Origin of the sequence: Nonomuraea sediminis (genome assembly GCF_018531495.1) — a bacterium.
Lineage (GTDB): Bacteria > Actinomycetota > Actinomycetes > Streptosporangiales > Streptosporangiaceae > Nonomuraea > Nonomuraea sediminis.
The window spans coordinates 339439-363712 of record NZ_JAHDTI010000003.1 but is presented as its reverse complement, the minus strand read 5'-3'; the positions used below and the strand labels follow the sequence as shown (position 1 = coordinate 363712).

Here is a 24274-nt window from a genome sequence, read left to right as displayed (position 1 = left end):
TCCCAGGCTCATGGGCAAGGACGCCGCCGAGTGCGCCGACTGGAATGTCACCTGGCGCATGTGGCTCGGCAAGGACCAACTGGTCCGCCGCATCTGGGCCTCGTACGAGGTATGCGGACTGGACGCGAAGGTCGGTGACAGGCGCTACCACATGATCGACGACATCCGCCTGTCCGGCTGGGGCATGAAGGTGACGATCAAGGCCCCTCCCGCGGATCAGACCAAGATGCTCACCCTCCCGAAGTAGCGCCCAGCACGGTGTCGAGGCGCTCCAGAAGCGCCCGGCCCGGGACCAACGGGGCGGAGCCGCCGTACAGGACCGCGAGGCAAGGTGCCCGCCACACCCGGATCTCGGCGGTCGCGCCGGTCGCGTCCGTCACCCAGATCGTGTCGAGGGCGGTGGGCGACGACCCGTCCATCGAGCACCGGGTGCCGTTGAGCAAGGATTTCGTGTCGCCCGGGGAGGACGGCGTCTCGACCGTGATGAGCGTGCGGAGCGGTTCGAGGTCCCCGGTGATCGTCCGCTGTCTGGTGAGGCGGCCGTCGGGGCCGTAGCGACAGGCGGTTGCCGCGGCGAGCGGGCTCGGCAGGAAGGTCCTCGACGTCCCCCGGTTGCGGGCGATGTCGTCGCGCGGCGTCGAGCCCGCCGGGCCGGCGCGGGACGGGCAGGCCGGGGCCGGGACGGCGGGGTGGGCGCGGGCCAGTTGCCGGCGGTAGAGGTCGAGGAAGGTGTCGACGGGGGCGTTGCCCAGGAAGCGGGTCCTGCCGTCGTAGTAGGCCGTGCCGCAGTTGGGGTCGAGGAGGATGACGGCCGACGAGCCGTCCTCGTACCGTACGACGAAGGAGCCTCTCCGGTCGTAGGCGATCAGCGGGCAGATCTCGCCCAGGTGGAGTTCTCCGGTGATGGGCCGCCCTGCCGCGCTCTCCTGCGCCCTGATGCGGGCCTCCAACTCCTCCCTGGTGGGCATCGCGTTGAGCAGCGCCGCCACCTCGGCGGCCCCGGTCGTCAGCACGCGTGCCTCGCCCTGGTGGGGTCCGGGCTCGAGGATGAGCTCGCAGTACGTCACGGACGTGACAGGACCCGAGGGGAGGAAGTCGCCGGGCCTGTCGCGGATCCCCCAGTCCGGGACCCAGGCGCCGGGGCATCCTCCGCGATGGATCTCGGGGCGGGACGCGGGGCTCGCCAGCAGGCATACGGCGGTCAGGGCTGTCAGGAAGAGGCGGGCAGCCGTCATGGTGAGAACGTACGGCTTCTATATCGGGATAAATCGGGAACTGTGCGGCTTCGGTCTGGGGATTTACGGCAGGATGATCAATAGCCGGTCCAGGGGGGATCGGTGCGTCGGGGGACGGGGGAAGCGTCTCCTGCTGTGTCAGGAAGGAAACGGGGAAATGCGGAAGTTATCTGCTGTTGGGTTGGCGGGGGCGGCTGTGGTGGCTGCCACCGGGCTGACCGTCACCGCTGTGGCTGCTCCTGCCTCGGCGAGCCGGGTGGACGCGACCTGCGCGAACACCGTCGATGATGCCAAGAACCTGCAGGCCGCGATCGACTCCGCCAAGGACGGGGACGAGGTCGTCATCAAGGGGCCGTGTCTGATCAATGCCACGATCAGCCTGCCGCCGCGCCGTACCTATCGAGGGGACGGGAAGGCGGGCACGGTGATCAAGCAGGCCGATGGGGCGAACCTGCCCGCGATGCTGGCCTCCGAGGGGTGGGTCAAGAACGCCGAGACGAGCGACGACACGATCAGGATCGAGCGGCTGACGCTGGACGGCAACCGCGACGCCAACAAGGGCACCGTGGGGCTGATGCTGCGGGCGTGGAACGCGCGCGTCTACGACGTCGACATCTACGGGGCGCCGTCGGACGGGATCCGGATCAGCAACCCGTCGCAGAACGGGACGATGCTTCGCAACACGATGGTGAACAGCATCATCAGCGACGTCGACATCGAGGGCTCGGCGGAGGCGGGCATCCGCGTCGTCGACCCGGGCAACTCGGTCACCGACTGGACGCTGCAGCGCGCCTGGATCGGGTTCAACGGCACCAACGCCATCCAGATGGACAACGCGGCCGGCTGGACGCTGAGCGAGCTGCACCTGTACGCCACGCCGAAGAACGCGATCGACGCCCACCGCTGCTTCGGCACCTCGATCTCCAACAACTACATCGAGGACTTCGGCGCCGAGAGCACCAAGGGCCAGACCTACTACGGCATCCGCTGCGATCTGCAGGGTGACGCGGCGACCACGATCACCGGCAACCGCATCCACAAGTTCCTGCCGCCCCCGGACGGCTTCGCCGCGCTGAAGCGGGCCTTCCGGGAGCGCAGGGCGCCCGACGAGCGCAAGCTGACCGCCACCGGCGCACTGCCGCCCGAGGTGAACTTCGTCTACCTGGCTCTGGACGCGGTGAACTACGGCACGGGGCACGCCGCGATCTCCGGCAACACGATCGTCGGCCACGGCACCAAGCTCGAGACCGGCATCCAGCTCAAGAAGGGCGAGGGCGACCAGCTGTCGGTGGCCTCGGGCGTCAACCTCGTCGACGGGGCGGGCGTGCCGATCTCGATCGGCCCGGGCGTGCGTTACACCCGCGGTTACTGATCACAGCACCCGGAACGCCAGGTGCCGTCCTCGGCCCTGACCCACGGCGAGCGCGAACCAGAGGCGGAGCACACCGTCGAGCGCGTCGTACTGGTCGGGGCCGAGGTACACCGGGCGCAGGCCGACGGCGTCGACGAGCTGCTCGACGGCGTCCTTGTCGGCCTCGGCCGAGGAGTAGAACAGGTCGCCGACCTGGCCGTCGAAGGTCGGGTCGGCGAAGTTCTCCCAGCCGTAGGAGTTGAAGGCGCGGGCGTAGCGCGCCCCCGGCGCCTTGGCGGCGACGTCCGCCGCGCTGTGCAGCTTGTCCTCGCCCATCCGGTTGACCGCGTCCACCACGAGCTTCCCGTCGAGCTCGGGCCCGTACTCCTCGAGGAAGCCCGCGACGGCCGTGCCGGGCAGCGCCAGGACGACGGTCTCCGCACCCGCGAGCGCGTCGGGGATCGGCGTGCTCCGTGAGCCGTGGGTGACCTCGTGCCCGGCGGCGGCGAAGGCCTGCCCCAGCGTGCCGCCGACGTTTCCCTTGCCGATGACTGCGATCTTCATGCGCCGTCCAACCGCCCCGCGGCATCGGCTATTCCCGTGATCAACATGTCGAGGGCGGCGGTGAAGTCGGCCTCGGCGTCGATGTCGGGCAGGACGCCGAGCAGCCGGGTGAAGTGGGGCAGCCGCTCGGCGTCGACGCCCTGGCGGAAGTGGTCGAGCTGCTCCGCGCCCCGGCTCGCGTAGAAGTCGCCGGTAAACCCGGCGGTCGACAGCAGTAGCGAACCCATGATCAGCCCGTTGATCGCGCTCAGCGCCCGCCGTACCTGCGTGTCGTCGAACCCGGCCGCGTAGAGCGCCTCGAGCAGATCCTCCAGGGACCGCAGCGCCCGCTCCGAGGTCGGGTTGGCCTGGTCGGTCACCAGCGCGAGCGGCACCACCGGATACCGGCTGAGCGCCCGGTACATGCCGAGCGCCGTCGTGCGTACCCGCTCCTGCCAGGGCAGCGCGGGATCGGGGCGCGCCACGTCGCCGTAGACCCGTTCGGCCAGGCCGTCCAGGATGTCGGCCTTGTTGGCGAAGTGGTTGTACAGCGACATCGCCTCGATGCCGAGCCGTTTGGCCAGCTTCCGCATCGACAGCCCCGCCAGGCCCTCCTCCTGAGCCAGGAGCAGGGCGGCGTCGAGGACCGCCTCGCGGTTGATTCCCTTACCCACGTTGACAAACTTACACCGTAAGCGCTGTACTTACGCCGTAAGTCTCGAAGGAGGGCACATGACAGACGTGATCATCGTCGGCGGCGGGCCCGTCGGCCTGCTGCTGGCCGCCGAGCTGACGCTGGGCGGCGTGGAGACACTGGTTCTGGAGGCGGCCGAGAGTCCGGTCCGCAGGGAACGCAGCCTCGGCCTGCGCTCGCTCAACGTGCGCAGCACCCAGACGCTGGCCCTGCGCGGGCTGGCCGAGCCGGTGATCGAGGAGCAGTGGAAGTACCTCGAAGGAGTCGCGCACGACGGCGCCGACGCGGTGTCGTTCCTGATCCAGCTGCTCAAGGAGGGCAAGACCCGGGGCCACTTCGGCGGCCTGCCGCTGCTGCAGGACGAGCCGGGACCAGCCGAGTACGTGATGCTCAAGCAGCACCTGCTCGAGCGCGTGATCGCCGCCAGGGCCGAGGAGCTGGGCGTGCGGATCCTGGCCGGCTGCGAGGTCGTCGACATCGAAGGAGCGACCGCGATCCTGCGTGACGGCCGCCGCTTCGAGGGCGCCTACCTGGTCGGCTGCGACGGCGGCCGCAGCGTGGTGCGCAAGCGCTCGGGCATCCCCTTCCCCGGCACGGACGCCACGTTGACGGGCCGCACCGCCGTCGCCGAGGTGGCCGACCCCACGGCGCTCGTCTCGTCGCTGCGCAGCCCCGGCGGCCTGGTCAACCTGTCGCTGGTGCCGGGGGAGATCGCCACGATCGAGTTCGACGGCGGCCCCGGCGAGCGCGACGCCCCGATGACGGCCGAGGAACTGCAGGCCAGCCTGCGCCGCGCGAGCGGCGTCGACACCGTGCGGGTCACCTCGCTCGAGGCGGGCATCCGCTACAGCGACAACACCCGCCTGGCCGAGACCTACCGCCGCGACAGGATCCTGCTGGCGGGCGACGCCGCCCACGTCCACTCGCCGATCGGCGGCCAGGGGCTCAACATGGGCCTGCAGGACGCGGCCAACCTCGGCTGGAAGCTCGCCCTGGTGGTGCGCGGCAAGGCCCCGGAGTCGCTGCTGGACACCTACACGGCCGAGCGCCGCCCGGTCGCCGACCGCGTGCTGCGCAACACCCGCGCCCAGGTCGCCCTCATGCGCCCGGGCCCGCAGGTCGACGCCCTGCGCGCGGTGCTGGAGGAGACGCTGCGGCTCCCGCAGGCGCTTGAGCACTTCACCGCGATGGCCAACGGCACCGACATCGACCACGCCCCCGCCGCGTCCGACCCCCGCGTCGGCCGCTTCGTGGCGGCGCCGTACCGCGACCTGCTGCGCGAGGGCAAGGGCCTGCTGGTACGGCAGGCCGGCGCGGACCCCGAGCTGCTGGTCCGCCCCGACGGCTACGTGGCCTGGGCCGCAGGAGAGCCGGAACCCGTCGCGGAGGCGCTCACCCGGTGGTTCGGCTCAGCGCATCTCGAAGTCCGCGAAGTCGAACCCCGGTGAGACCACGCAGCTGACCAGCACTTCCTCATCGCCCGCGGGCCGCGCCGACTGCCAGACACCGCCCGGCACCACGGCCTGCGGCACCTGCCCCTTCTCCACCAGCGGCCCGAGGACGACGGTCTCGTCGCCGATCACGAGCTCCAGCGGCCCGCCCCGGTGCCACAGCCACACCTCGTCGGAGCGGACGACGTGCGGCCGCGACTCCTCGCCCGGGCAGAGCAGGAAGTAGATCCCGGTGGCCGACGACCTGGCCCCGCCGTACCCCGGAGGTTCGAAGGTGACGGCGGTGCGCCAGGTCTCCTTGAACCAGCCGCCCTCGGGATGCGGTGACATGTCGAGCAATTCCGCGATGACCGGACGTGTACTCATGTCACCCATGGTGTCAGGCCTTCACCGCACCCCCGAGCAACCCCGACACGAACTGGCGCTGGAACACCAGGAAGACCAGCATCAGCGGCAGCGTGGCGAGGAAGGCGCCGAGCATCAGCCCGGCGTAGTCCACGTGCGACAGCCCGATCAGGTGGTTCAGTGCCACCGGCACGGTGTAGCGCTCCTCGGAGTTCAGCATCAGCAGCGGCCAGATGAAGGCGTTCCACTGCGACATGAACGTGAAGATCACCAGCGCGCCCAGCTGGGGCCGCACGCACGGCAGCACGATCCGGTAGAAGATCCGCAGATCGCCCGCACCGTCGAGCCGCCCGCTCTCCAGGAGTTCGTCCGGGAAGTCCAGGAACGCCTGCCGCATCAGGAAGATGCCGAAGGAGTTCGCCAGGAACGGGATGATGATCGACTGGTAGGTGTCGACCCAGCCGATGCTGGCCATCATCTGGAACAGCGGCACGAGCAGCACCTGGAACGGGATCATCATGGTGGCCAGCACCACCCCGAGCAGCAGGCCGCGCCCGCGGAAGCGGTACTTGGCCAGCCCGTAGCCGCACATCGCCGACACCAGCCCGCTCAGCGCCGTGTAGACCAGCGCCGTCCACACGCTGGTGGCCATCACCCTGGCGAAGTGGACCGACTCCTCAAGGCCGCGCAGGTTGGCCATCAGGTCGCCGCCGGGCAGGAACGGCGGGGGAGAGTCGAACAGCTCCGACCCGTCGTGCGTGGCGGCCACGATCATCCAGTAGAAGGGCACCACGCTGACCACCGCGCCGGCCACGGCCAGTACCCACAGCACGAGCCGCCTCACCCGCGCCCCTTTCCGAAGTAGCGGAACTGCAGCCAGGAGAGCCCGCCGATCAGCAGGACCACCACCCACGCGATCGCCGCCGCGTAGCCGAAGTCGAACTGCTTGAAGCCCACCTGGTACAGGTAGAGGATCGGCGTCAGCGTGGCGTCGCCGGGCCCGCCGCCGGTCAGCACCAGCGGCTCGTCGAACAGTTGCAGCGTGCCGATCGTCGAGGTGATCGAGCAGAACAGCAGGACGGGCCTGAGCTGCGGCAGGATCACCTTGGTGAACGTGGTCAGCGACCCCGCGCCGTCGATGGCGGCCGCCTCGTACTGCTCACGCCCGATCGCCTGCAGCCCGGCGAGCAGGATGATCGCGTTGTAGCCCACCCAGCGCCAGGTGATCGAGGCGATCAGCGCGACCCGCGCCCACAGCGGGTCGTTCAGCCAGTCAACCTGCAGGCCGAGCACCTGGTTGACCGCGCCGCCCTCGGTGCGCAGCAGCACGCGGAACACCACCGCGTAGGCCACCAGCGTGGTCACCGCGGGCAGGAAGTAGGCCGCCCGCAGCGTCGCGCGGAAGCGCAGCCACGACTGGTTGAGCACGTACGCGAGCACGGTTGCCAGCGCGATCATGATGGGCACCTGGACGACCAGGATGAGCGCCACGTTCACCAGCGACTGCAGGAACGAGGGGTCGCTCGTCAGCCGCGTGTAGTTGCCCGCGCCGTCGTCCAGGCTCTGCAGCAGCGAGGCGGCCAGCGGGTAGGCGAAGAACAGCCCGAACAGCGCCGCCGCCGGCCCGACGAAGATCCACGGCACGGTACGGCGGCGCCAGCGCCTGGGCTGCGGCGCCAGGAGCAGGCGGCCCGCCGTACTCGTGGCGGTCATGACGCCAGACCCCGCTTGGTGGCGGTGGCCAGCTGCTCGGCGGCCGTGTCGAGCACCGCCTTGGGGTCCTTGCCGTTGAGCAGCGCGTCGGAGACCGCCTTCTTCAGCAGCTCCTCGGCCTCCTTGTCGTCACCGGTCAGCTCGATCGGCGGGATGTTCCTGACCTGGTCGGCGAACAGGCGGTTGATCTTCTGCCCGGCGAAGTAGGGCTGCGGCTCGTCGAAGAACGGGTCGGACAGCGCGGGCAGGTAGGCGGGGAAGAGCGCCTCGGTCTTCATCATCGACACCTGCTGGTCCTTGTTCGCCAGCAGCCACTCGACGAACGCCCACGCGGTGTCCTGGTTCTTGGTCTGCGAGGTGATCGCCAGCGCCGACCCGCCGTTGGCCGAGGTACGGCTGCCGCCCTGGTCGAAGGCGGGCAGCGGGATGACCCCGAACTTGCCCGACAGCTCGGCCATCTCGCCGGTGAGCGTGCCGGTCCACCAGGCGGCGGTGGGCTGGGTGGCGGCCTTGCCCTGCTTGGTGGCGGTGACGCGGCCGTCCCAGCCCTTCTCGTTCTGCAGCAGATCCTTGTCCTTGAGCGTCTTGAGCAGCGTGAGCGCGCGGACGGCGGCCGGGGTGTTCACGGCGACCTTGCCGTCCTTGAAGTAGCCCTGCCCGAGCTGCTGCAGCAGCGTGGTGAACCCGGCGGCGCTGGTCAGGTCGGAGACGAACAGGCGCTTGCCGGTGGCCTGCTTGATCTTCTCGCCCGCCTTGACCAGGTCGTCCCAGGTCTGGACGGCCTCGGGGTCCACCCCGGCCTGCTTGAAGTAGTCGCGGCGGTAGAACAGGCCGACGGGCGCCGAGTCCCACGGCATCGCGTACAGGCCCTTGCCGGAGGTGGCGGCCTTCCACTTGGCCGGGTCGAAGTCGCTCTGGTACTTGGCGGCCACCGGGCTCAGGTCCACCAGGCCGTTGGGGAAGTGCTCGGCGTACCCGGCGATGTAGGTGTCCTCGAGCGTGATGACGTCGGGCAGGCCGGCGCCTGACTTCAGGCCGACGGTGATCTTGTCGTAGGCGTTGTCATAGCCGATGTCCTCGATCTCCACCTTGACGCCGGGGTGTGACTTCTCGAACTCCGGCGCCAGCCGCTGCAGCGCCTTGGCGGCCACGTCCCAGGACCAGACCTTGATGGAGCCCGAGACCTTGGCCGACTGCGCGAGCTTCGGGGCCTGCTTGGCCGGGGCACCGCCGGTGGCGCAGGAGCTCAGCGCGACGACGGCCGCCAATCCCGCTATGACATGGATCTTCTTCACGATGACGTCCTGTGGTATGTCATGCTCTGCATACTGAGTTTTGAATACAATAGGCGTCTCTCGCCGGATGCACCAGAGCGCTGTGAAATGTCGGTCGAGGTGGCTACTGTGCGGCACGTGACCGAACAGAGCGGCTCCCCGGATCAGCGACCTGGGGAAACGGCACGTCACGCGCGCGTGGCCGCGGGCCTGGCCGAGCTCGAGCGCTGGCTCGGCGACCAGGTACGGCACGGCATCGCGGGAGCCGACCGCCGCGCCTGGGAGGAACTGGCCAAGCGACTCGTCGACGCGCAGGCCTCCGGGGTCGCCGGGGTGGTGTCGCGGCTGGAGCGGATGCGCTCGCTCGACGGCTGGCCCGAGCGCCTGCTGGCGGAGTACGCGCTGCTCAACCTGCTCGCCGTGGCCTTCCGCCGCCGGGCGGAGCTGCCCGAGCCGCTGGCGCGGACCGTGCTGAGCCGGGTGGGCTTCCCCACCTCGCGCGAGGAGGTGCTGGCCGGGCCCGCGGTGCGCGACCACTGGCACGTCCTGGCCCGCCGCGACGAGGACCAGGACCCGCTCGTCGTGCGCCGCGTCTGGTTGCACGGCCACGACACTGGCCGACCTGCCCTGATCCTGACGTTCACCCCGCCCGGCCAGCGGCCCGACGACTCCTTGGCCCCCGGCACGGTCATCGACGCCGCCCTCGCCTTCTACCCCGGTGCCGCCCCGCTGCGGGCCCTGGTGACCGAGGCGGAGCCGGCCGACCGCCCGGCGCCCACGGGGGTGAGCGTGGCGGAGGGCCTGCGGGAGGTGGGCAGGATGCTGGCGGCCGATCCGTGGGTCGAGTCGTGGCCGCTGGTGCTGCGCGACGTGGTGCCCGGCGCCGAGACGCTCGGCGGGCTGCCGCTGCATCCCCGCGACAGGGACCCGTGGCGGCTCATCGCGGTCGCGGGCGGGCGGCCCGTGACGGTGGCCGTCGAGTGGACCCCCGCAGGCGTGCGCCCGCTGGCCACCTGGGCCGACGACGGCACGGCGGTGCCGCTGTGAGCTGGGAGGACCTGGTCTCCACCGCGCTGGTCGGCACCGACCGCCGGCCGTACGGCGCCGACCTGCTGGCCGACGCGGCCGTCGAGGTCGTCCGCCGCAGGGCAGGGCGGCGACCGGCCGCGCCGGGACACGAGGCGGACGTGGCGCCGGAGGAGGAACGCGAGGCCGTCGGGCGGGCGGCGGCCCGGCGGCTGGTCAGGATCCTGGCCGGTCAGTACATCAGGGTGCTGCCCGAGTGGCTGGCCGCGGCCGCCGCGTCAGGGCGGCGCGCCCCCTCCTACGCGCTGCCCGACCTGCTCGAGCGCGGCAGGCGCGACCGTTCCATGCGGGCGCACCTCGGCGTGCTGGCGGGTGAGCGCGGCAGGTGGCTGGCCCGGCGCAACCCTGACTGGGCCTACCTGCTCGAGGAGCCGACGGGCGAGCCCGGCGGGCAGGTCTGGGAGCTGGGCAAGGCCGGCGACCGGCGGGCCCACCTGGCGCTCCTGCGCGCCACCGACCCGGCCAGGGCCAGGCGCCTGCTGCAGGAGACCTGGGAGGTGGAGACGCCCGACGACCGCGCCGACTTCGTCGGGGTGCTGGCCGACGGGCTCACCATGGACGACGAGCCCTTCCTCGAGGCCGCGCTCGACGACCGCAGGCGCGAGGTGCGGCAGCAGGCCGCCAACCTGCTGACCCGCCTGCCCGGATCCCGCCTGGCCCGGCGCATGGCCGAGCGCCTTTCCCGCGTCATCGGCACCGACCAGGTGAACCCGCCGGAAGAGTGCGACAAGTCGATGGAGCGCGACGGCATCAGGGCCAAACCGCCGCGCGGCATCGGTGAGAAGGCCTGGTGGCTCCAGCAGGTGATCGCCAGGGCGCCGCTGGCCAGGTGGGGCGACCCCGACGACGTGGTCCGCAGGCGGATCCCCGACTGGGAGGACGAGGTGCGGGCCGGCTGGGTCAGGGGCGCGGTCCTGCAACAGGATGCCGCCTGGGCGCGCGCCATGTTCGCCTGGGACCCGATCGCCGACCTGCTGGCCGTCCTGCCGCCGGGGGAGCGGCAGCACCTCGCCGCCGATTTCGTGAAGAATCGGGAGATGGACAGCCAGCTCATCATGGTCCTCGGCGGGGTTCCCGCGCCGTGGCACGACACGCTGGCGGCAGCCGTACTCCGTAAGATCGTGCAGGTGGCGGCCACCCAGCCGTGGAACCTCGGCGAGCTGGGCAGGCTGGCCGCCGAGCGGATCGACCCCGCGCTGTGCGACCTGCCCGTGCTGGCCAGGCCCGACCCGAACGTCCAGGAGGTCGCCGCCCTGCTGCGCTTCCGTGCCGACATGCTGGAGGAGCTCGAATGACGGTATTGCGCCCACACGCGGAGGACCAGTACGCGGAGGAGCTCGCCCTGCTGGCCAAGGACGACGACAGGCCCCGCCCGCCAGGCTGGCGGCTGTCGCCGTGGGCGGTCACCACCTACGTCCTGGGCGACGGCGACCGGATCACGCCCAAGTACGTCGGCGCCCGCAGGATCGTCGAGGTGGCGATCGCCACCCTGGCCACCGACCGCGCGCTGCTGCTGCTCGGCGTGCCGGGCACGGCCAAGACCTGGCTGTCGGAGCACCTGGCGGCCGCCGTCAGCGGCGACTCCACGCTGCTCGTGCAGGGCACGGCGGGCACCGCGGAGGAGGCCATCCGCTACGGCTGGAACTACGCCCGCCTGCTGGCCGAGGGCCCGTCGATGGACGCGCTGACCCCGTCGCCGGTGATGCGAGCCATGGCCGAGGGCCGCGTCGCCCGGGTCGAGGAGCTGACCAGGATGCCGTCCGACGTGCAGGACGCGCTGATCACCGTGCTGTCGGAGAAGACGCTGCCCATCCCCGAGCTCAACACGGAGATCCAGGCCGAGCGCGGTTTCAACCTGATCGCCACCGCCAACGACCGCGACAGGGGCGTCAACGAGCTGTCCAGCGCGCTGCGCCGCCGCTTCAACACGGTCGTGCTGCCCGTGCCCGCCACCGCCGAGGAGGAGGTGGAGATCGTGGCGCGCCGCGTGGCCGAGCTTGGCCGCTCGCTGGCGCTGCCCGAGATCACGACCGGGCTGGCGGAGATCCGCCGGGTCGTGACCGTCTTCCGCGAGCTGCGCGACGGCGTGACCGAGGACGGCCGCACCAAGGTGAAGTCGCCCAGCGGCACCCTGTCCACCGCCGAGGCGATCTCGGTGCTGACCAGCGGCATCGCGCTGGCCGCGCACTTCGGCGACGGCGTGCTGCGTCCCGCCGACGTGGCCGCGGGCCTGGTGGGCGCGATCGTGCGCGAGCCGGTGTCCGACCGGGTGGTGTGGCGCGAATACCTGGAGACCGTGGTCAAGGAGCGCTCCGGGTGGAGCGACTTCTACCGGGCCTGCCGCGAGGTCTCATGAGGGTGCTCGGCGTCCGCCACCACGGTCCCGGCTCGGCGCGAGCCGTACGCGCCGAGCTGGAGCGGCTGCGCCCCGACGTGATCCTCATCGAGGGGCCGCCCGAGGCCGACGGCCTGGTCGCGCACGCGCCCGGCTGCGAGCCGCCGGTCGCCCTGCTGGCCCACGTGCCCGGAGACACCTCCCGCGCGGCTTTCTGGCCGTTCGCGGTGTTCTCGCCGGAATGGCAGGCGATCCTGTACGGTACGCGTTCCGGCACCCCGGTCCAGTTCTGCGACCTGCCCGCCTCCCACAGCCTGGCCATGAACGGCAGGGAGGGCTTCTCCCGCGACCCGATCGGCGAGCTGGCCGCCGTGGCCGGCTACGACGACCCGGAACGCTGGTGGGAGGACGTCGTCGAACACCGCGGGGATACCCCGTTCGACGTGATCGCCGAGGCGATGACCGCGCTGCGCGAGGGATACCGGCCGGACGAGCGGGAGGCCCGCCGCGAGGCCCACATGCGCAGGACCATCCGCGCCGCCAGGAAGGCCGGACACGAGCGGATCGCGGTGGTGTGCGGCGCCTGGCACGTGCCCGCGCTCACCGAGCCGTTCCCCACCGCGGCCTCCGACGACGCCCTGCTGCGCAGGCTGCCAAGGGTCAAGGCCGAACTGACCTGGGTGCCGTGGACCTACGGGCGGCTGGCCGCCTGGTCGGGCTACGGCGCGGGGATCGCCTCGCCCGGCTGGTACCACCACCTGTTCACCGTCGCCGACCGCCCCGTCGAGCGCTGGCTGGCCGAGGCCGCCGCCGTCCTGCGCGCCGAGGGGCTCGTCGTCTCCTCCGCGCACGTCATCGAGGCGGTACGGCTGGCCGAGGCGCTGGCCGCGCTGCGCGGGCGGCCGCTGGCCGGGCTCGGCGAGGTGACGGAGGCGGCCAGGGCGGTGCTGTGCGAGGGCGACGAGCTGCCGGTCGGGCTGATCCAGCGGCGCATGGTCGTCGGCGACCGGCTCGGGCAGGTCGCCGAGGGCACGCCGATGGTGCCGCTGCAGCGGGACCTGCGCGACCACCAGCGGCGGCTGCGGCTCAAGCCTGACGCCCTCAGGCGGGAGCTCGACCTGGACCTGCGCAAGCCGCTCGACCTGGAGCGCAGCCACCTGCTGCACCGGCTGCGGCTGCTCGGCGTGGAGTGGGGCGCCGCCGAGGAGGCGCGGGGGAAGGGCACGTTCAGGGAGACGTGGACGCTGGAGTGGCGGCCCGAGTACGACCTGGCGCTCATCGAGTCGGCCGCGCTCGGCACCACGGTCCGCGCGGCCGCCGCCCAGCGCGCCCGCGACAGGTGCGCGGCCGCGGTGTCGCTGGCGGAGCTGACCGAGCTGGTGGAGCGGTGCCTGCTCGCCGGGCTGCCGGAGGCGATGCCAGAGGTGCTGGCCGCGCTGTCGGCCCGGGCGGCGCTGGACGCCGACGTCACCCACCTGATGGCGGCGCTGCCCGCGATGGTGCGGGCGCACCGCTACGGCGACGTGCGCGGCACGCCGGCCGAGGGGCTGGCCACGATCGCGCACTCCATGCTGGAGCGGATCAGGGTCGGGCTCCCTGTCGCGGTGTCCGGCGTCGACGAGGGCGCGGCGGCCGGGCTGCTCGAGCACATCGACGCGGTCCATTCGGCGGTCGCCCTCCTCAGCGAGGAGCCCTCGTCCGACGAACGCGACCGATGGCTGGAGACCCTGCGCGGGATCTGCGACAGGGGCGAGCCGCACGGGCTGATCGAGGGGCGGCTGACCAGGATCCTGCTGGACGCGGGATCGCTGGGGGACGCGCCTGAGCGCATGTCCAGGGCCATGTCCAGGGGGAACACCCCGGCTCGGGCGGCGGCCTGGGTGGAGGGGTTCCTGGCGGGCGGCGGGCTGCTGCTTGTGCACGATCCGCGGTTGCTCGAGCTGGTCGACTCGTGGCTGGCGCACCTGACCGGGGACCAGTTCACCGAGGTGCTGCCCCTGCTGCGGCGGACGTTCTCGGAGTTCGCCGCGCCCGAACGGCGCGCGATCGGCGACCGCCTCAAGGCGGGGGCCCGCACGGTGTCGGCCGGGGAACAGGTGGACGAGGAACGCGCGGCGCCCGCCGTACGGACCGTGCTGACGATCCTGGGGAGGGGCACGTGAGCGGCCAGGACGAGCGGCTGCGGCGGTGGCGGCTGGTGCTGGGCGGCGGCGAGGCCGACGGGATCGGGATGGCGCTCGACGCGGCCGACGCGCGGATGGACGGCGCGCTCGGCGCCGTCTACGAGGACGCCGCAGGGCTGGGGGCCTCGGCGCCCAAGGTGGCCAGGTGGCTGGGCGACATCCGGGCCTACTTCCCCTCCACGGTCGTCCAGGTGATGCAGAAGGACGCCATCGAACGCCTCGACCTGACCAGGCTGCTGCTCGAACCCGAGCTGCTCGAGGCCGTCGAGCCCGACGTCCACCTGGTCGGCACGCTGCTCGCGCTCAACAAGGTGATGCCCGACGCAGCCCGCGAGTCGGCCCGCAGGGTCGTCCGCCACGTCGTCGACGACCTGGAGCGCAGGCTCGCCCAGAAGGCCCGCGCCGCCGTCGCGGGCGCGCTCGACCGCTCCGCCCGCACCCACCGCCCGCGCACGGTCGCCGACATCGACTTCGCCAGGACGATCCGCGCCAACCTGAAGAACTACCTGCCCGAGCGGAACACCGTCGTCCCCTCCCGCCTGATCGGCTACGCCCGCAGGCAGCGGGCGCTGCGGCGGGAGGTCGTGCTGTGCGTCGACCAGAGCGGCTCGATGGCCGACTCGGTCGTCTACGCCGGGGTGCTGGCGGCCGTGCTGGCCTCGACGGGCTCGCTCAAGACGTCGCTGGTCGCCTTCGACACCTCGGTCGCGGACCTCACGGACCTGCTGCACGATCCTGTCGAGGTGCTCTTCGGCACCCAGCTGGGCGGCGGCACCGACATCAACCGCGCCCTCGCCTACGCCCACGGCCTGGTCACCCGGCCGAGCGAGACGATCCTGGTGCTGGTCAGCGACCTGTTCGAGGGCGGGCTGCGCGACCAGATGCTGCGCAGGGTGGCGGCCATGACCGAGCAGGGCATCCAGGTGATCGTCCTGCTCGCGCTGTCGGACGAGGGCGCGCCGGCCTACGACCACGACAACGCCGCGGCGCTCGCCGCGCTCGGCGTCCCCGCCTTCGCCTGCACGCCCGACGCCTTCCCCGACCTCATGGCCGCTGCCCTAGACCGCCGCGACCTCACTCATTGGTCCGAAACCCACACCCCATAGCCCCATTTTTCCCGTACGGCGAGTTTCTTTCCTGTACGGCGAGCCGCCGCCGCCACCGGCCGCCCGCCGCACTCCGGCTGAGGGCCCGTGAGGCTTTTCTTGTACGGCAGGCCCCCGCCACCGGCCGCCCGCCGCACGTCGGCCGAGGGCCCGCGAGCGGCGCTTCCGGCGAGTCGGTGAGGGTTGCTCGCCGCCACGGCGATTCGTCATCCAGGCACCGCGGCTCCTCCTGGCCCGCCGTACGAACGAAAGCCCCGCACATGGCGAGGCTTTCGAACGGACGGTCAATGGGAAGAGACGGTCGCCTTGCGGGGGAGGAGGAAGGAGAGGACGAAGGTGGCGGCCAGGAGGCCGATCTCCACCCAGACCGTCAGCTGCATCGCCGAGCCGAACGACCACTGGCTCTTGAGCAGGTTGAAGAAGAGCGTCCCCAGGACGGCGGTGCCGAGCGCCGCGCCGAGCTGCTGGATCGCGGTGAGCGAGCCCGAGGCGGAGCCCGACTCGTGCGGCTCGACCCCGGACAGGACGATGTCGAAGAAGGGCGCCATCGTCAGGCCCATCCCGATACCGACCAGCGCGAGCCCGGGGGCGAGCTGCCACGGCCCGACGGACACGCCGGACAGGTGGATCGTCAGGCCGAGTACCCCGGCGCCGGCGGCCATCACGGTGACGCCGATCTGGAGCAGGCCGCGGCCCAGCTTCTCCTGCAGGCCCGACATCGCCAGGCCGAAGCCGATGACGCCGCCGATGGCCTGCGGCAGGCCGGTGAGGCCCGCCTTGAGCGGGCTGAAGCCGAGCCCGACCTGGGTGTAGAGGGTGAAGACCAGCGACAGGCCGATCATGCCGGAGAAGAAGGCCAGCCCGGCGACCAGGCCGCCGGTGAAGGCGCGCTTGCGGAACAGGCTCGGCGTGACCAGCGGGTCCTTGCCGGAGCGGGAGCGGCGCGACTCGTAGCGGCCGAACACGGCGAACATCACGATCGAGCCGGCCATCGAGACCCAGGTCCAGACGGGCCAGCCGAGCTCGCGGCCCTGGATGAGCGGGAAGATCAGCAGGAAGGCGGCGACCGACACGATGACGACGCCGATGATGTCGAGCTTGGTGGCGTTGGCCAGGCGGAACTCGGGCAGGACCTTCAGCCCGGCGACCAGCGCGGCCAGCCCGAGCGGCAGGTTCACCAGGAAGATCATGCGCCAGCCGGTGCCGAACAGGTCGGCGTCGACCAGCCAGCCGCCAAGCACGGGGCCGCCCACCGACGAGATGGTCATGACGGGACCGAACATGCCGAACGCCTTGCCCATCTCCTCGGGCGGGAACATCTCCTTGATCAAGCCCAGGCCCTGCGGCAGCATCACGGCGCCGAACAGTCCCTGCAGCACGCGGCCCCCGATCAGCATCTCGGGGTTCATGGCAATCCCGCACACGAGCGACATCGCGGTGAAGCCGGCGGCGCCGATGAGGAACATCCGCTTGCGGCCGTACAGGTCGCCGAGGCGGCCACCGGTGATCAGGCCGACGGCCATGGCCAGGGTGTAGCCGGCGCCCAGCCACTGGACCAGGCTCGCGGTGCCGCCCAGCTCCTTCTGGATGGTGGGGGCGGCGATGGTGGTGATCAGCGCGTCGAGGAGGTCCATCACCTCGGCGGCCAGGATGACGAAGAGCGCGGCCCAGCGCCAGCGGTAACGCTGGGCCTCGGTGGCTGCCGCGGGAGCGGTGACGGTCATCGGGAACTCCTTGGGGGGAACGGTGTTCTTAGGACGAACGTTGTTCGTTACGAACACTGTTTTAGTGGCGAACGTCGTTCGTGTCAAGTACAGTGTTCGTTATGACGAACGTGCCAACACCGCCCTGGCGGAAGCAGCGCCGCCAGATCAAGCCGCAGCTGAGCCAGGAGCTCATCGTCGAGACCGGATTGCGCATCGTGGACGCCGAGGGCATCGACGCGCTGAGCATGCGGCGGATCGCCCAGGAGCTCGACACCGGTCCTGCGTCGCTGTACGCGCACGTGTCGAACAAGGAAGAGCTGGTCGAGCTGATCTACGACCTGGTGCTGAGCGAGATCCGGCTGCCGGAGAAGGTCGACAGCTGGCAGGAGGGTCTGCGCGACTACGCGCTCGAGGCGCACAGGGTGCTGACCGCGCACGCCGATCTGGCCAAGGCGGCGCTGGCCAACATCCCGACGGGGCCGAACGCGCTGCGCGTCGGTGAGGCCATGCTCGGATTGATGATCGAGGCGGGGCTGTCGCCGCGGGACGCCGCGCTGGCGCTCGACAGGATCTCCCTGTACATCTCCAGCGACGCCTACGAGGAGTCGCTGCACTACGCCAGGATGCGGGCCTCGGGGCACGAGGACCCGGTCGAGTACATCGTCTCGTTCATCGACCAGATCACCGTCTACTACAAGTCGTTGCCCTCCGACCAGTTCCCGTACACGAGCAAGTACGCGAACGTGCTCACCGCCGACGACGGCGCCGTCCGCTTCCTGTACGGACTGGACCTCATGATCGCCGGGCTTGAGGCCCGCATGCCTTAGGCCTAATTGCCTAGGCCCGCCGCCCGATGTGCTGACCTGGGGTGTCGCCATAACTTGCCGGGTATGACAACGACTGTTGAAGCACCCCCGGCCGGAGTGGTCTCCTCGGCCTACCGGACGTTGAGCGTCGGACTGGTGGCCCTCGTCGTCCTGGTGGCCTTTGAGGCGATGGCGGTGGCCACGGCCATGCCGGTGGTGGCCCGCGATCTGGGTGGCATGCACCTGTACAACCTGGCCTTCAGTGCCACGCTCGCGGCCCAGGTCATCGCCACCGTGCTGGGCGGGCGTTGGAGCGACGTGCGCGGGCCGCTGCAGCCGATCGCGGTGGGTGTGGCCGGGTTCGTGGCGGGTTTGCTGGTGGCCGGTTTCGCCCCGACGATGGAGGTGTTCGTCGCGGGCCGGTTCATCCAGGGCCTGGGCGGCGGGCTGATCCAGGTCTCGCTGTACGTGCTGGTCGCCCGTGCCTACCCGCCTGCCATGCATCCCAAGGTGTTCGCCCTGTTCTCCGCGGCCTGGGTGGTGCCCTCGATGGTCGGCCCGGCGATCGCCGGTTTCGTGGTGGAGAACGTCGACTGGCGGTGGGTCTTCCTCGGCGTCGCGCTGATCGTGATCCCCTCGGCGTTGCTGCTGTGGCGCGGCACCGCGGGCAACGCGCTGTCGGAGGGCATCGCCGAGCCCGCTCCCGGCCTGGGCCGCAAGCTCGTGTGGGCCACCGTGACCGCCGTCGCCGCCGCCCTCATCCAGTACGGCAGCGCCCAGGCGCTGGCCGGTCTGCCCCTGCTGCTCGCCGGCGTGGTCCTGCTGGCCATCGCCCTGCCCAAGTTGCTGCTGCGCGGATCCCTGCGGGCCGCCCGCGGGCTGCCCAGCGCCCCCGTCCTGCGCGGCCTGGCCTTCGGCGCGCTGACCGCCGCCCAGGTCCTCATCCCGCTGATGCTGATCAACGTCCGCCACATGACCCCGATCAGCGCCGGCCTGGTGCTCACCATCGGCGCGCTCGGCTGGTCCACCGGCTCCTGGATCAAGGGGCGCGGCACGATCGGCCACCTGACCGCCATGCGCGGCGGCGCCCTCATGATCGCCACGGGCATCGCCCTGATGACGCTGGTCCTGGTGGACGCCGTCCCGATCGCGCTGGCCTTCCTGGCCTGGGCGATCGCAGGGCTGGGCATCGGCGCCCTGCACCCGACCGTGTCGGTGCTGGTCCTGCGGCTGTCCAAGCAGGGCGAGGAGGGCGCCAACACCGCGGCCGTGGGCGTGGGGGAGTCGGTCTTCACCGTGGTGGCCGTGGCCGTCACCGGCGCCCTGTTCACCGCGACCGGCGAGACCTACCTGGTCGGTTTCGCCTTCGCCTTCGTGCTGGCCCTCGTGGCGGCGTTCGTGGCGCCCCGTTTTGCGCAGTCCGTTCCTGCAGGCACCATGGAGGAGGTCACGTCTTAAGGGGGAGCCACATGCCGCGAGTGCGGGAGCTGGAGGTCTTCAGGCTGAACCTGCCGTACGGCAGGCGGTCGGAAAGCCTGCTGGTCAAGCTCACCGATCACGGTGGCATGGTCGGCTGGGGTGAGACCATCTCGCCCGCCGCCAAGACCTGGGCCGGCCTCGAGGAATCCCTCGCGGCACGGCTCATCGGCGTCGACTGGGAGCATCCCGACTCCGTCGACTCGCGCGACTCCGCCGTCGACATGGCCTGCTGGGACCTGTGGACCAGGATGCGCGGCGTCCCGCTGGCCGAGGCGATCGGCGGCACCCGCACCTCGCTGGTGGCAACGATCCGCCTCAGCCCCGACCCGTCGGTCGAGTCGCTGGTGGCCCGGGTCAACCAGCAGGTCTGCGCCGGCTACGGCCACGTCACGTTGGACATCCGGCCGGGATTCGACGTCGAGCCCGTCCGCGCGGTCCGCCAGGCCTACCCGGCGCTGACGCTGGCCGTCGACTGCGACGGCACCTACACCAGCCCCGAGCAGCTGGTGGCCCTCGACTCCTACGGCCTGGAGGTCATCGAGCGCCCCTTCGCCGTGGACGACGTCTACCTGCACGCCACCCTCCAGGACCAGGTCGCCGCCGCGGTGGCCGTCGAGGTCCGCTCGACCGCCCAGCTCGACGAGTACCTCACCCTGCGCGCGGCCCGCGTGCTGCTGCTGCGCCCCACCGCCTTCCCCGCGCTGTCCGAGGTACGGCGGGCCCACGACCGCGCCGTCGCGGCGGGCTGGGACATCCAGTGCACGGGCGGCCAGGGAGCCGGGCTGGCCAGGGCGGCCACGGTGGCCGTCGCCAGCCTGCCCGGCTGCACGCTGCCCTGCGACGTCACCCAGCCGCCGCGCAACAACCAGTTCGTCACGCCGATCGTCGGCGCCAACGCCGGCGTGATCGCGGTCCCGTTCACCCAGCCGGGCCTCGGCCACACCATCGACGAGACCCGCCTGCGCCGCCTGGCCAAGGACACCTTCCGCGCCTGACCCGGCCGTCGAAGAGCGCGCGGCTGATCCGACGTCTCCGGTGGAAGCACCCGAGATGTGCTCACCTGCGCTATGAGATCAGCCGGGGTTCTCGGCGTGGGTGAGGGTCTCCCAGCCGAGGAAGTGACTGACTCCGGCGGGCCGTGACTGCTCCACCAGGCGCTGGGTGCGGGTCATCGTGACGCCCAGCCGGTTGTGCAGGGCGTTGTAGCCGGGCTCGAGCACCGGCCCGAGCCCCAGGTTCACCTTGCCGCCGCACAGCCAGGACGGCACCGGCTCGCCCAGTTGGAGCCCGGAGTGGAACCCCATGGCGTACCGCAGGCGGTCCTTGCCCTCGGCCCACAGGTCCACCCCCTGCAGCCGGGCGGTCTCGGCGACGTGGACCGCGGCCGCGATGCCCCACCCGGTGTGGCCGAAGTCCCGGCACGTCTCCTGGGCGAGCCCGTCCACGAACGTGGACTGCCCTTGCCAGTAGGAGATGATCTCGGCGGGCGTGTGGTACTTGCTGCCGGGCCGGGTCTTGGGGTAGGCGCCGTCCGACTTCAGGTAGATGTAGGCCGGGAGCCGGTCACGCCACAGCTGGACGGCCGTGTCGAAGGAGGCGCGGTCGTCCAGGAACACGGCGATGCCGATCGCCGCGTCGGTCATGATGAGCTCCCAGTTGCCGTTGGTGTCGGGGCTTCCCTTGATCACCGTCGGCAGATAGACCGTACGGAGCTTGGTGGCGAACCTGCCGGCCTGCGTCCAGCCGGTGTAGGTGTACTTGATGAGTTCGGCCGCGCGCGAGAAGGACGCGCCCGACCAGCCGGTCTGCAGGGGAGCGTTGTGCCCGGTGTGCTCGGTGATCACGGCCGACCAGGCGTCCATGATCTCGATGGCCTTCTTCGCGTAGCGGGCGTCCTTGGTCAGGTACCACTGCAGGGCGTGGGTGTAGGCGGCCATCGCGTCGTCGCGCTCGTCGGAGCAGCCGTAGTTCGGGTTCGAGCTCGGCCCGCACTCGACGGTGGCGCGCGGCTTCGGCTTCCATGACAGCGAGGCGTAGGAGCTCGCGCGCAGCGCGGCCCACGCCGACTTCCACGGCTCGGCGCCCAGATGGGCCTTGACGAAGTCCAGCTGCGCCCGGCTGACCAGCACGCCGGGGTGGTTGAACGCCTGGGCGCGGGCGGGGGCCGCTGATAAGGAGAGCAGCAGGAGAGCGACGGCGAGGACACGCATAGACGCATCGAACCGAGCGTCATGCCCGCGGTCAAGAAGATTAGGAAACTTTCTTAACTTCAATCGTTCCAGTGACCCCGGTGGACGACCTCCTCCAGCGGCCGCCTGCCCCGCTTCAGCGACGGCGACCGCCTGTCCTGTGCCCGGTACCCCAGGCTGATCACACCGATCGGGCTGTAGGCCGCGGGCACCCCGAAGGCCTCCTTCACCTTGGCCGTCCGCTCGCCCGGCGGGATGCCGAAGAAGCAGGCGCCCAGCCCCTCGTCCACGGCGGTGAGCAGCATCAGCAGCGAGGCGAACCCGGTGTCGATGTCCCAGTAGGGCACCGGCCAGCGGGACTCGTCCTTGTCGGCCCACCCCTTGTCGCTCTCGGCGTAGCGATCGAGGTAGGCCTGCTTGTGCGAGAACGGGATGATCAGGAGCGGCGCCCTGCGCAGACCCTCGCCCCATGCGCCGCCGTCCTCCACCGCCAGCTCCCAGAAACGGGTCCGGTCGGCCGGGTCCTCCAGCACCAGGAACGCCCAGCCCTGGCTGAAACCGGCCGACGGGGCGTGCAGCGCGTTGGCCAGGATCCGCTCGACGAGCTCGGCGGGCACCGCGCGGTCGGGGTCGTAGTTCCTGACCATGCGGCGCCGCCGTACCACCTCTTGAAACTCCATCCCGCCAGCTTGGCAGAGGCCGGCAGCGCCCGGCGATTCGCTGGGTCTTGTCAGGATTGTCAGAACTTCCGCGCCGTCGCGCGAGTCAAAGCAGTCATGATGAAGACGATGATCGGAAGCGTGCTGGTCGCGGGGGCAGTGCTGGCCAGCGGCGCGACGGCGGCCTTCGCCCAGACCGGTCCCACCCTCGGCCCCTACGGATACGGCGACGTCAAGCTCGGCATGACCGCCAAGCAGGCCAAGGCGACGGGCGCCGTGGTCGAGAAGAACGGCGATAGCAGTGGCGAGGGCCCCTGCTCGGGCTGGGACCTGAAGAAGTTCCCGACCGGCAAGGACTACGTCGGTATCTACATCTCGAAGAAGTACGGCGTGGTCTTGATCGCGGCCGGCAAGGGGGTGAAGACGCCCGAGGGTATCAGGATCGGTTCGACCGGCAAGCAGCTCAAGGCCGCCTACCCGCACATCAAGAAGGACGTGCACGGGTTCTACGACATCAAGGTCCCGGGCAACAAGAAGGCGTACTACTCCTTCACCGTCGAGCACGCCAAGGTCACGGATTTCAACATCGTGGCGAACAACCAGGACTGCTTCAACTGACCCCGCAGCCCTCGCTCAGCTCCTTGGTCGGAGACTTCGTGGGAGCGGGGGTCTTGGAGGGCTTGGCCGACATGGCCACCGTCGGGGAATCGGCCGGGGCTTGAATGGCCTTCTGGGTCATGGATCGGATCTTGTCCCAGTCGGGTGAGCCGGTGTTGATCAACGGGGGCACGAACTGGATGCTGGTGACCTTGGCGTTCTTGACCTTGAGTGCCAGGGGCACCAGGTCCTTGAGCATCTGCCGGGGGACGTCGGTCTTGATCAGCTCTTTCGTCGCGAGCGCGATCTTGTTGAAACGGGTGAGCACCGTGCCGGGGTCGGCCTGGTCGAGCAGCGCCGCCAGCACGCACCGCTGGCGGCGCATGCGCGTGAAGTCGTCGCTGTAGGTGCGCGAGCGGGCGTACCACATCGCGTCGGCGCCCTTCAGCTTGCGCGTACCCGCCTTGACCAGGCCCTCGTTGTACTTGCCGAACACCACGTCCTGCTCGACCGTGATCGTGACGCCGCCGATCGCATCGACGAGCCGGGCGAAGCCCCAGATGTTGACCAGGACATACCAGTCGATCTTCAGGCCCAGCGTGTAGCCGATCGTGTCCATCAGCACCTGCGGCCCCTGGTGCTGCTTGCCGCCGAACAGTTCGGGATGCGCGTCGGCGTACTCCCAGACGCTGTTGAGCAGGTCGCTGCGACCGCCGCCCGGGTCCGGCGGCAGGCGGAAGCCCGTCGGGAAGTGCTCGGCCATCGGCGTGCCGGGGCGGAAGCGGACGTCCTCCAGGTTGCGCGGCAGGCTCACCATCACGCTGTTGCCGGTCTTCACGTCCACGCTGGCCACGTTCATGCTGTCGGTGCGGATGCCGACGCGGTCGTCGTCGCCGTCACCACCGATCAGCAGGATGTTGACCCGGTCGCGGCCGGCCCACGGGTCCTCCTCCTTCGCCGCGGCGGGGGCCTGGGCCTGCTGTTCCACCGGGGTGTCGACGAACACGTCGTTCAGCGTCTTCTGCGCGGTCCAGACGTACTGCGTCACCACGCCGAACGGCAGCACCACGGCCACGGCCAGCAGGCCCGCCAGCGTACCCGCCAGGATCTGGGCGCCCCACGGCAGCCGGGCCGGCTTCAGCACCACGAACGAGTGGACGATCAGGAGGAACCACGCCGCGCCCAGCGCCGCCGCGGTCACGGTGATCGCGGTCAGCCAGGAGTCCTCGGTCAGGTGGCCGATCAGGTTGTCGGTGCTCAGCACGATCCAGAGCAGCGCCAGCAGCCCGGCAACGTAGCAGCCGAGCAGCGCCAGACCGGTCTTGCGCCAGCCGGCCCGCAGGTGTGCCGCACCCGGTAGGACCACCGAGAGCAGCAGCCAGCCGATGACGCCCACCGGTCTCCTTGCCTGCCCCACGCCATCCCCGCTTCCCCGTGTGCTTCACGGTAGGCCGATTCGCCGCCGCAGCCTATGGACCGAATGCGAACTATGTCCTTATGGGAGGGTGAACATCAGTTGCCG

General features: G+C 70.9%; 23 protein-coding genes. 12 read left to right on the top strand and 11 right to left on the bottom strand.

Features of this window, described 5'->3' with window-relative positions; genetic code table 11:
• The first annotated feature begins 10 nt into the window (after positions 1-10).
• Entirely contained in the window at positions 11-247 is a 237-nt protein-coding gene (locus KIK09_RS15760) for a hypothetical protein (protein ID WP_214319950.1), read from the top strand.
• Here the strand turns inward: KIK09_RS15760 and KIK09_RS15755 are convergent.
• Positions 231-1235 carry a hypothetical protein gene (locus KIK09_RS15755; RefSeq protein ID WP_214319949.1) on the bottom strand — a complete coding sequence of 335 codons (1005 nt, stop codon included), beginning with the start codon at positions 1233-1235 and terminating at the stop codon, positions 231-233. The two genes, KIK09_RS15760 and KIK09_RS15755, sit on opposite strands and share 17 nt — an antisense overlap.
• Positions 1236-1392: 157 nt before the next feature.
• Between KIK09_RS15755 and KIK09_RS15750 the strand changes: the two genes are divergently transcribed.
• On the top strand, positions 1393-2607 hold the full coding sequence (locus KIK09_RS15750) for a right-handed parallel beta-helix repeat-containing protein (protein WP_214319948.1): 1215 nt from the start codon (positions 1393-1395) through the stop codon (positions 2605-2607).
• Here KIK09_RS15750 and KIK09_RS15745 read toward each other — a convergent pair whose 3' ends face one another.
• Together KIK09_RS15745 and KIK09_RS15740 are read right to left on the bottom strand one after the other, a co-directional pair.
• The gene (locus tag KIK09_RS15745; protein ID WP_214319947.1) at positions 2608-3150 is read right to left on the bottom strand and encodes an NADPH-dependent F420 reductase; all 543 of its coding nucleotides are present in this window, start codon (positions 3148-3150) and stop codon (positions 2608-2610) included. It lies immediately after the preceding gene.
• Complete coding sequence (locus KIK09_RS15740; protein WP_214319946.1) at positions 3147-3803, bottom strand: TetR/AcrR family transcriptional regulator C-terminal domain-containing protein; 657 nt, start codon at positions 3801-3803, stop codon at positions 3147-3149. Before KIK09_RS15740 ends, KIK09_RS15745 begins: the two co-directional genes overlap by 4 nt.
• 58 nt (positions 3804-3861) lie before the next feature.
• Here KIK09_RS15740 and KIK09_RS15735 point away from each other — a divergent pair, with 58 nt between their 5' ends.
• Complete coding sequence (locus KIK09_RS15735) at positions 3862-5271, top strand: FAD-dependent monooxygenase (RefSeq protein WP_214319945.1); 1410 nt, start codon at positions 3862-3864, stop codon at positions 5269-5271.
• Here KIK09_RS15735 and KIK09_RS15730 read toward each other — a convergent pair.
• From KIK09_RS15730 to KIK09_RS60015, 4 genes are read right to left on the bottom strand one after another with little or no spacing between them, the layout of a single operon-like run.
• On the bottom strand, positions 5233-5640 hold the full coding sequence (locus tag KIK09_RS15730; protein ID WP_214319944.1) for a cupin domain-containing protein: 408 nt from the start codon (positions 5638-5640) through the stop codon (positions 5233-5235). The genes KIK09_RS15735 and KIK09_RS15730 overlap by 39 nt on opposite strands.
• 13 nt (positions 5641-5653) lie before the next feature.
• The gene (locus KIK09_RS15725) at positions 5654-6463 is read right to left on the bottom strand and encodes a carbohydrate ABC transporter permease (RefSeq protein ID WP_214319943.1); all 810 of its coding nucleotides are present in this window, start codon (positions 6461-6463) and stop codon (positions 5654-5656) included.
• Positions 6460-7332, bottom strand: coding sequence for a carbohydrate ABC transporter permease (locus KIK09_RS15720; RefSeq protein WP_214319942.1), 873 nt, complete (start codon positions 7330-7332; stop codon positions 6460-6462). Before KIK09_RS15720 ends, KIK09_RS15725 begins: the two co-directional genes overlap by 4 nt.
• On the bottom strand, positions 7329-8627 hold the full coding sequence (locus tag KIK09_RS60015) for an ABC transporter substrate-binding protein (protein ID WP_214319941.1): 1299 nt from the start codon (positions 8625-8627) through the stop codon (positions 7329-7331). The genes KIK09_RS15720 and KIK09_RS60015 overlap by 4 nt, the downstream gene beginning before the upstream one ends.
• A 117-nt stretch (positions 8628-8744) precedes the next feature.
• Between KIK09_RS60015 and KIK09_RS60010 the strand changes: the two genes are divergently transcribed.
• From KIK09_RS60010 to KIK09_RS15690, 5 genes are read left to right on the top strand one after another with little or no spacing between them, the layout of a single operon-like run.
• Positions 8745-9653, top strand: a complete 909-nt coding sequence (locus tag KIK09_RS60010) for an SWIM zinc finger family protein (protein ID WP_214319940.1) — start codon at positions 8745-8747, stop codon at positions 9651-9653.
• Positions 9650-10987: a DUF5691 domain-containing protein gene (locus tag KIK09_RS15705; protein ID WP_308164117.1), complete on the top strand. Its 1338-nt coding sequence runs from the start codon at positions 9650-9652 to the stop codon at positions 10985-10987. Before KIK09_RS60010 ends, KIK09_RS15705 begins: the two co-directional genes overlap by 4 nt.
• Complete coding sequence (locus KIK09_RS15700) at positions 10984-12048, top strand: ATP-binding protein (RefSeq protein WP_214319939.1); 1065 nt, start codon at positions 10984-10986, stop codon at positions 12046-12048. The genes KIK09_RS15705 and KIK09_RS15700 overlap by 4 nt, the downstream gene beginning before the upstream one ends.
• Positions 12045-14189 carry a DUF5682 family protein gene (locus KIK09_RS15695; RefSeq protein WP_214320693.1) on the top strand — a complete coding sequence of 715 codons (2145 nt, stop codon included), beginning with the start codon at positions 12045-12047 and terminating at the stop codon, positions 14187-14189. The genes KIK09_RS15700 and KIK09_RS15695 overlap by 4 nt, the downstream gene beginning before the upstream one ends.
• Positions 14186-15316 (top strand): VWA domain-containing protein, encoded by a 1131-nt coding sequence (locus KIK09_RS15690; protein WP_308164116.1) that lies wholly within the window; start codon positions 14186-14188, stop codon positions 15314-15316. The genes KIK09_RS15695 and KIK09_RS15690 overlap by 4 nt, the downstream gene beginning before the upstream one ends.
• Positions 15317-15600: 284 nt before the next feature.
• Here KIK09_RS15690 and KIK09_RS15685 read toward each other — a convergent pair whose 3' ends face one another.
• Positions 15601-17040 carry an MFS transporter gene (locus KIK09_RS15685; RefSeq protein WP_214319938.1) on the bottom strand — a complete coding sequence of 480 codons (1440 nt, stop codon included), beginning with the start codon at positions 17038-17040 and terminating at the stop codon, positions 15601-15603.
• A 101-nt stretch (positions 17041-17141) separates the two neighbouring features.
• Between KIK09_RS15685 and KIK09_RS15680 the strand changes: the two genes are divergently transcribed.
• From KIK09_RS15680 to KIK09_RS15670, 3 genes are all read left to right on the top strand, one after another.
• Positions 17142-17849 carry a TetR/AcrR family transcriptional regulator C-terminal domain-containing protein gene (locus KIK09_RS15680; RefSeq protein WP_214319937.1) on the top strand — a complete coding sequence of 236 codons (708 nt, stop codon included), beginning with the start codon at positions 17142-17144 and terminating at the stop codon, positions 17847-17849.
• Positions 17850-17912: 63 nt separating this feature from the next.
• The gene (locus KIK09_RS15675; protein WP_250573197.1) at positions 17913-19286 is read left to right on the top strand and encodes an MFS transporter; all 1374 of its coding nucleotides are present in this window, start codon (positions 17913-17915) and stop codon (positions 19284-19286) included.
• Between the two features lie 11 nt (positions 19287-19297).
• A complete protein-coding gene (locus KIK09_RS15670) occupies positions 19298-20302 on the top strand; it encodes an enolase C-terminal domain-like protein (protein WP_214319936.1) in 1005 nt (334 codons plus the stop codon).
• Positions 20303-20380: 78 nt separating this feature from the next.
• Here KIK09_RS15670 and KIK09_RS15665 read toward each other — a convergent pair whose 3' ends face one another.
• On the bottom strand, positions 20381-21517 hold the full coding sequence (locus KIK09_RS15665; protein ID WP_214319935.1) for an alginate lyase family protein: 1137 nt from the start codon (positions 21515-21517) through the stop codon (positions 20381-20383).
• Positions 21518-21576: 59 nt separating this feature from the next.
• Positions 21577-22176 carry a nitroreductase family protein gene (locus KIK09_RS15660; protein WP_214319934.1) on the bottom strand — a complete coding sequence of 200 codons (600 nt, stop codon included), beginning with the start codon at positions 22174-22176 and terminating at the stop codon, positions 21577-21579.
• Positions 22177-22284: 108 nt separating this feature from the next.
• Here KIK09_RS15660 and KIK09_RS15655 point away from each other — a divergent pair, with 108 nt between their 5' ends.
• The gene (locus KIK09_RS15655) at positions 22285-22773 is read left to right on the top strand and encodes a hypothetical protein (RefSeq protein WP_214319933.1); all 489 of its coding nucleotides are present in this window, start codon (positions 22285-22287) and stop codon (positions 22771-22773) included.
• Here KIK09_RS15655 and KIK09_RS15650 read toward each other — a convergent pair.
• On the bottom strand, positions 22766-24148 hold the full coding sequence (locus KIK09_RS15650; RefSeq protein ID WP_214319932.1) for an LCP family protein: 1383 nt from the start codon (positions 24146-24148) through the stop codon (positions 22766-22768). The genes KIK09_RS15655 and KIK09_RS15650 overlap by 8 nt on opposite strands.
• Positions 24149-24274: the final 126 nt, after the last annotated feature.

Excerpts from the sequence above, each read along its gene's own strand:
- KIK09_RS15760 (WP_214319950.1), top strand. The coding sequence starts at position 11 with ATGGGCAAGGACGCCGCCGAGTGCGCCGACTGGAATGTCACCTGGCGC.
- KIK09_RS15755 (WP_214319949.1), bottom strand. The coding sequence starts at position 1,235 with ATGACGGCTGCCCGCCTCTTCCTGACAGCCCTGACCGCCGTATGCCTG.
- KIK09_RS15750 (WP_214319948.1), top strand. The coding sequence starts at position 1,393 with ATGCGGAAGTTATCTGCTGTTGGGTTGGCGGGGGCGGCTGTGGTGGCT.
- KIK09_RS15745 (WP_214319947.1), bottom strand. The coding sequence starts at position 3,150 with ATGAAGATCGCAGTCATCGGCAAGGGAAACGTCGGCGGCACGCTGGGG.
- KIK09_RS15735 (WP_214319945.1), top strand. The coding sequence starts at position 3,862 with ATGACAGACGTGATCATCGTCGGCGGCGGGCCCGTCGGCCTGCTGCTG.
- KIK09_RS15730 (WP_214319944.1), bottom strand. The coding sequence starts at position 5,640 with ATGAGTACACGTCCGGTCATCGCGGAATTGCTCGACATGTCACCGCAT.
- KIK09_RS15720 (WP_214319942.1), bottom strand. The coding sequence starts at position 7,332 with ATGACCGCCACGAGTACGGCGGGCCGCCTGCTCCTGGCGCCGCAGCCC.
- KIK09_RS15700 (WP_214319939.1), top strand. The coding sequence starts at position 10,984 with ATGACGGTATTGCGCCCACACGCGGAGGACCAGTACGCGGAGGAGCTC.
- KIK09_RS15695 (WP_214320693.1), top strand. The coding sequence starts at position 12,045 with ATGAGGGTGCTCGGCGTCCGCCACCACGGTCCCGGCTCGGCGCGAGCC.
- KIK09_RS15685 (WP_214319938.1), bottom strand. The coding sequence starts at position 17,040 with ATGACCGTCACCGCTCCCGCGGCAGCCACCGAGGCCCAGCGTTACCGC.
- KIK09_RS15680 (WP_214319937.1), top strand. The coding sequence starts at position 17,142 with ATGACGAACGTGCCAACACCGCCCTGGCGGAAGCAGCGCCGCCAGATC.
- KIK09_RS15675 (WP_250573197.1), top strand. The coding sequence starts at position 17,913 with ATGACAACGACTGTTGAAGCACCCCCGGCCGGAGTGGTCTCCTCGGCC.
- KIK09_RS15670 (WP_214319936.1), top strand. The coding sequence starts at position 19,298 with ATGCCGCGAGTGCGGGAGCTGGAGGTCTTCAGGCTGAACCTGCCGTAC.
- KIK09_RS15665 (WP_214319935.1), bottom strand. The coding sequence starts at position 21,517 with ATGCGTGTCCTCGCCGTCGCTCTCCTGCTGCTCTCCTTATCAGCGGCC.
- KIK09_RS15660 (WP_214319934.1), bottom strand. The coding sequence starts at position 22,176 with ATGGAGTTTCAAGAGGTGGTACGGCGGCGCCGCATGGTCAGGAACTAC.
- KIK09_RS15655 (WP_214319933.1), top strand. The coding sequence starts at position 22,285 with ATGATCGGAAGCGTGCTGGTCGCGGGGGCAGTGCTGGCCAGCGGCGCG.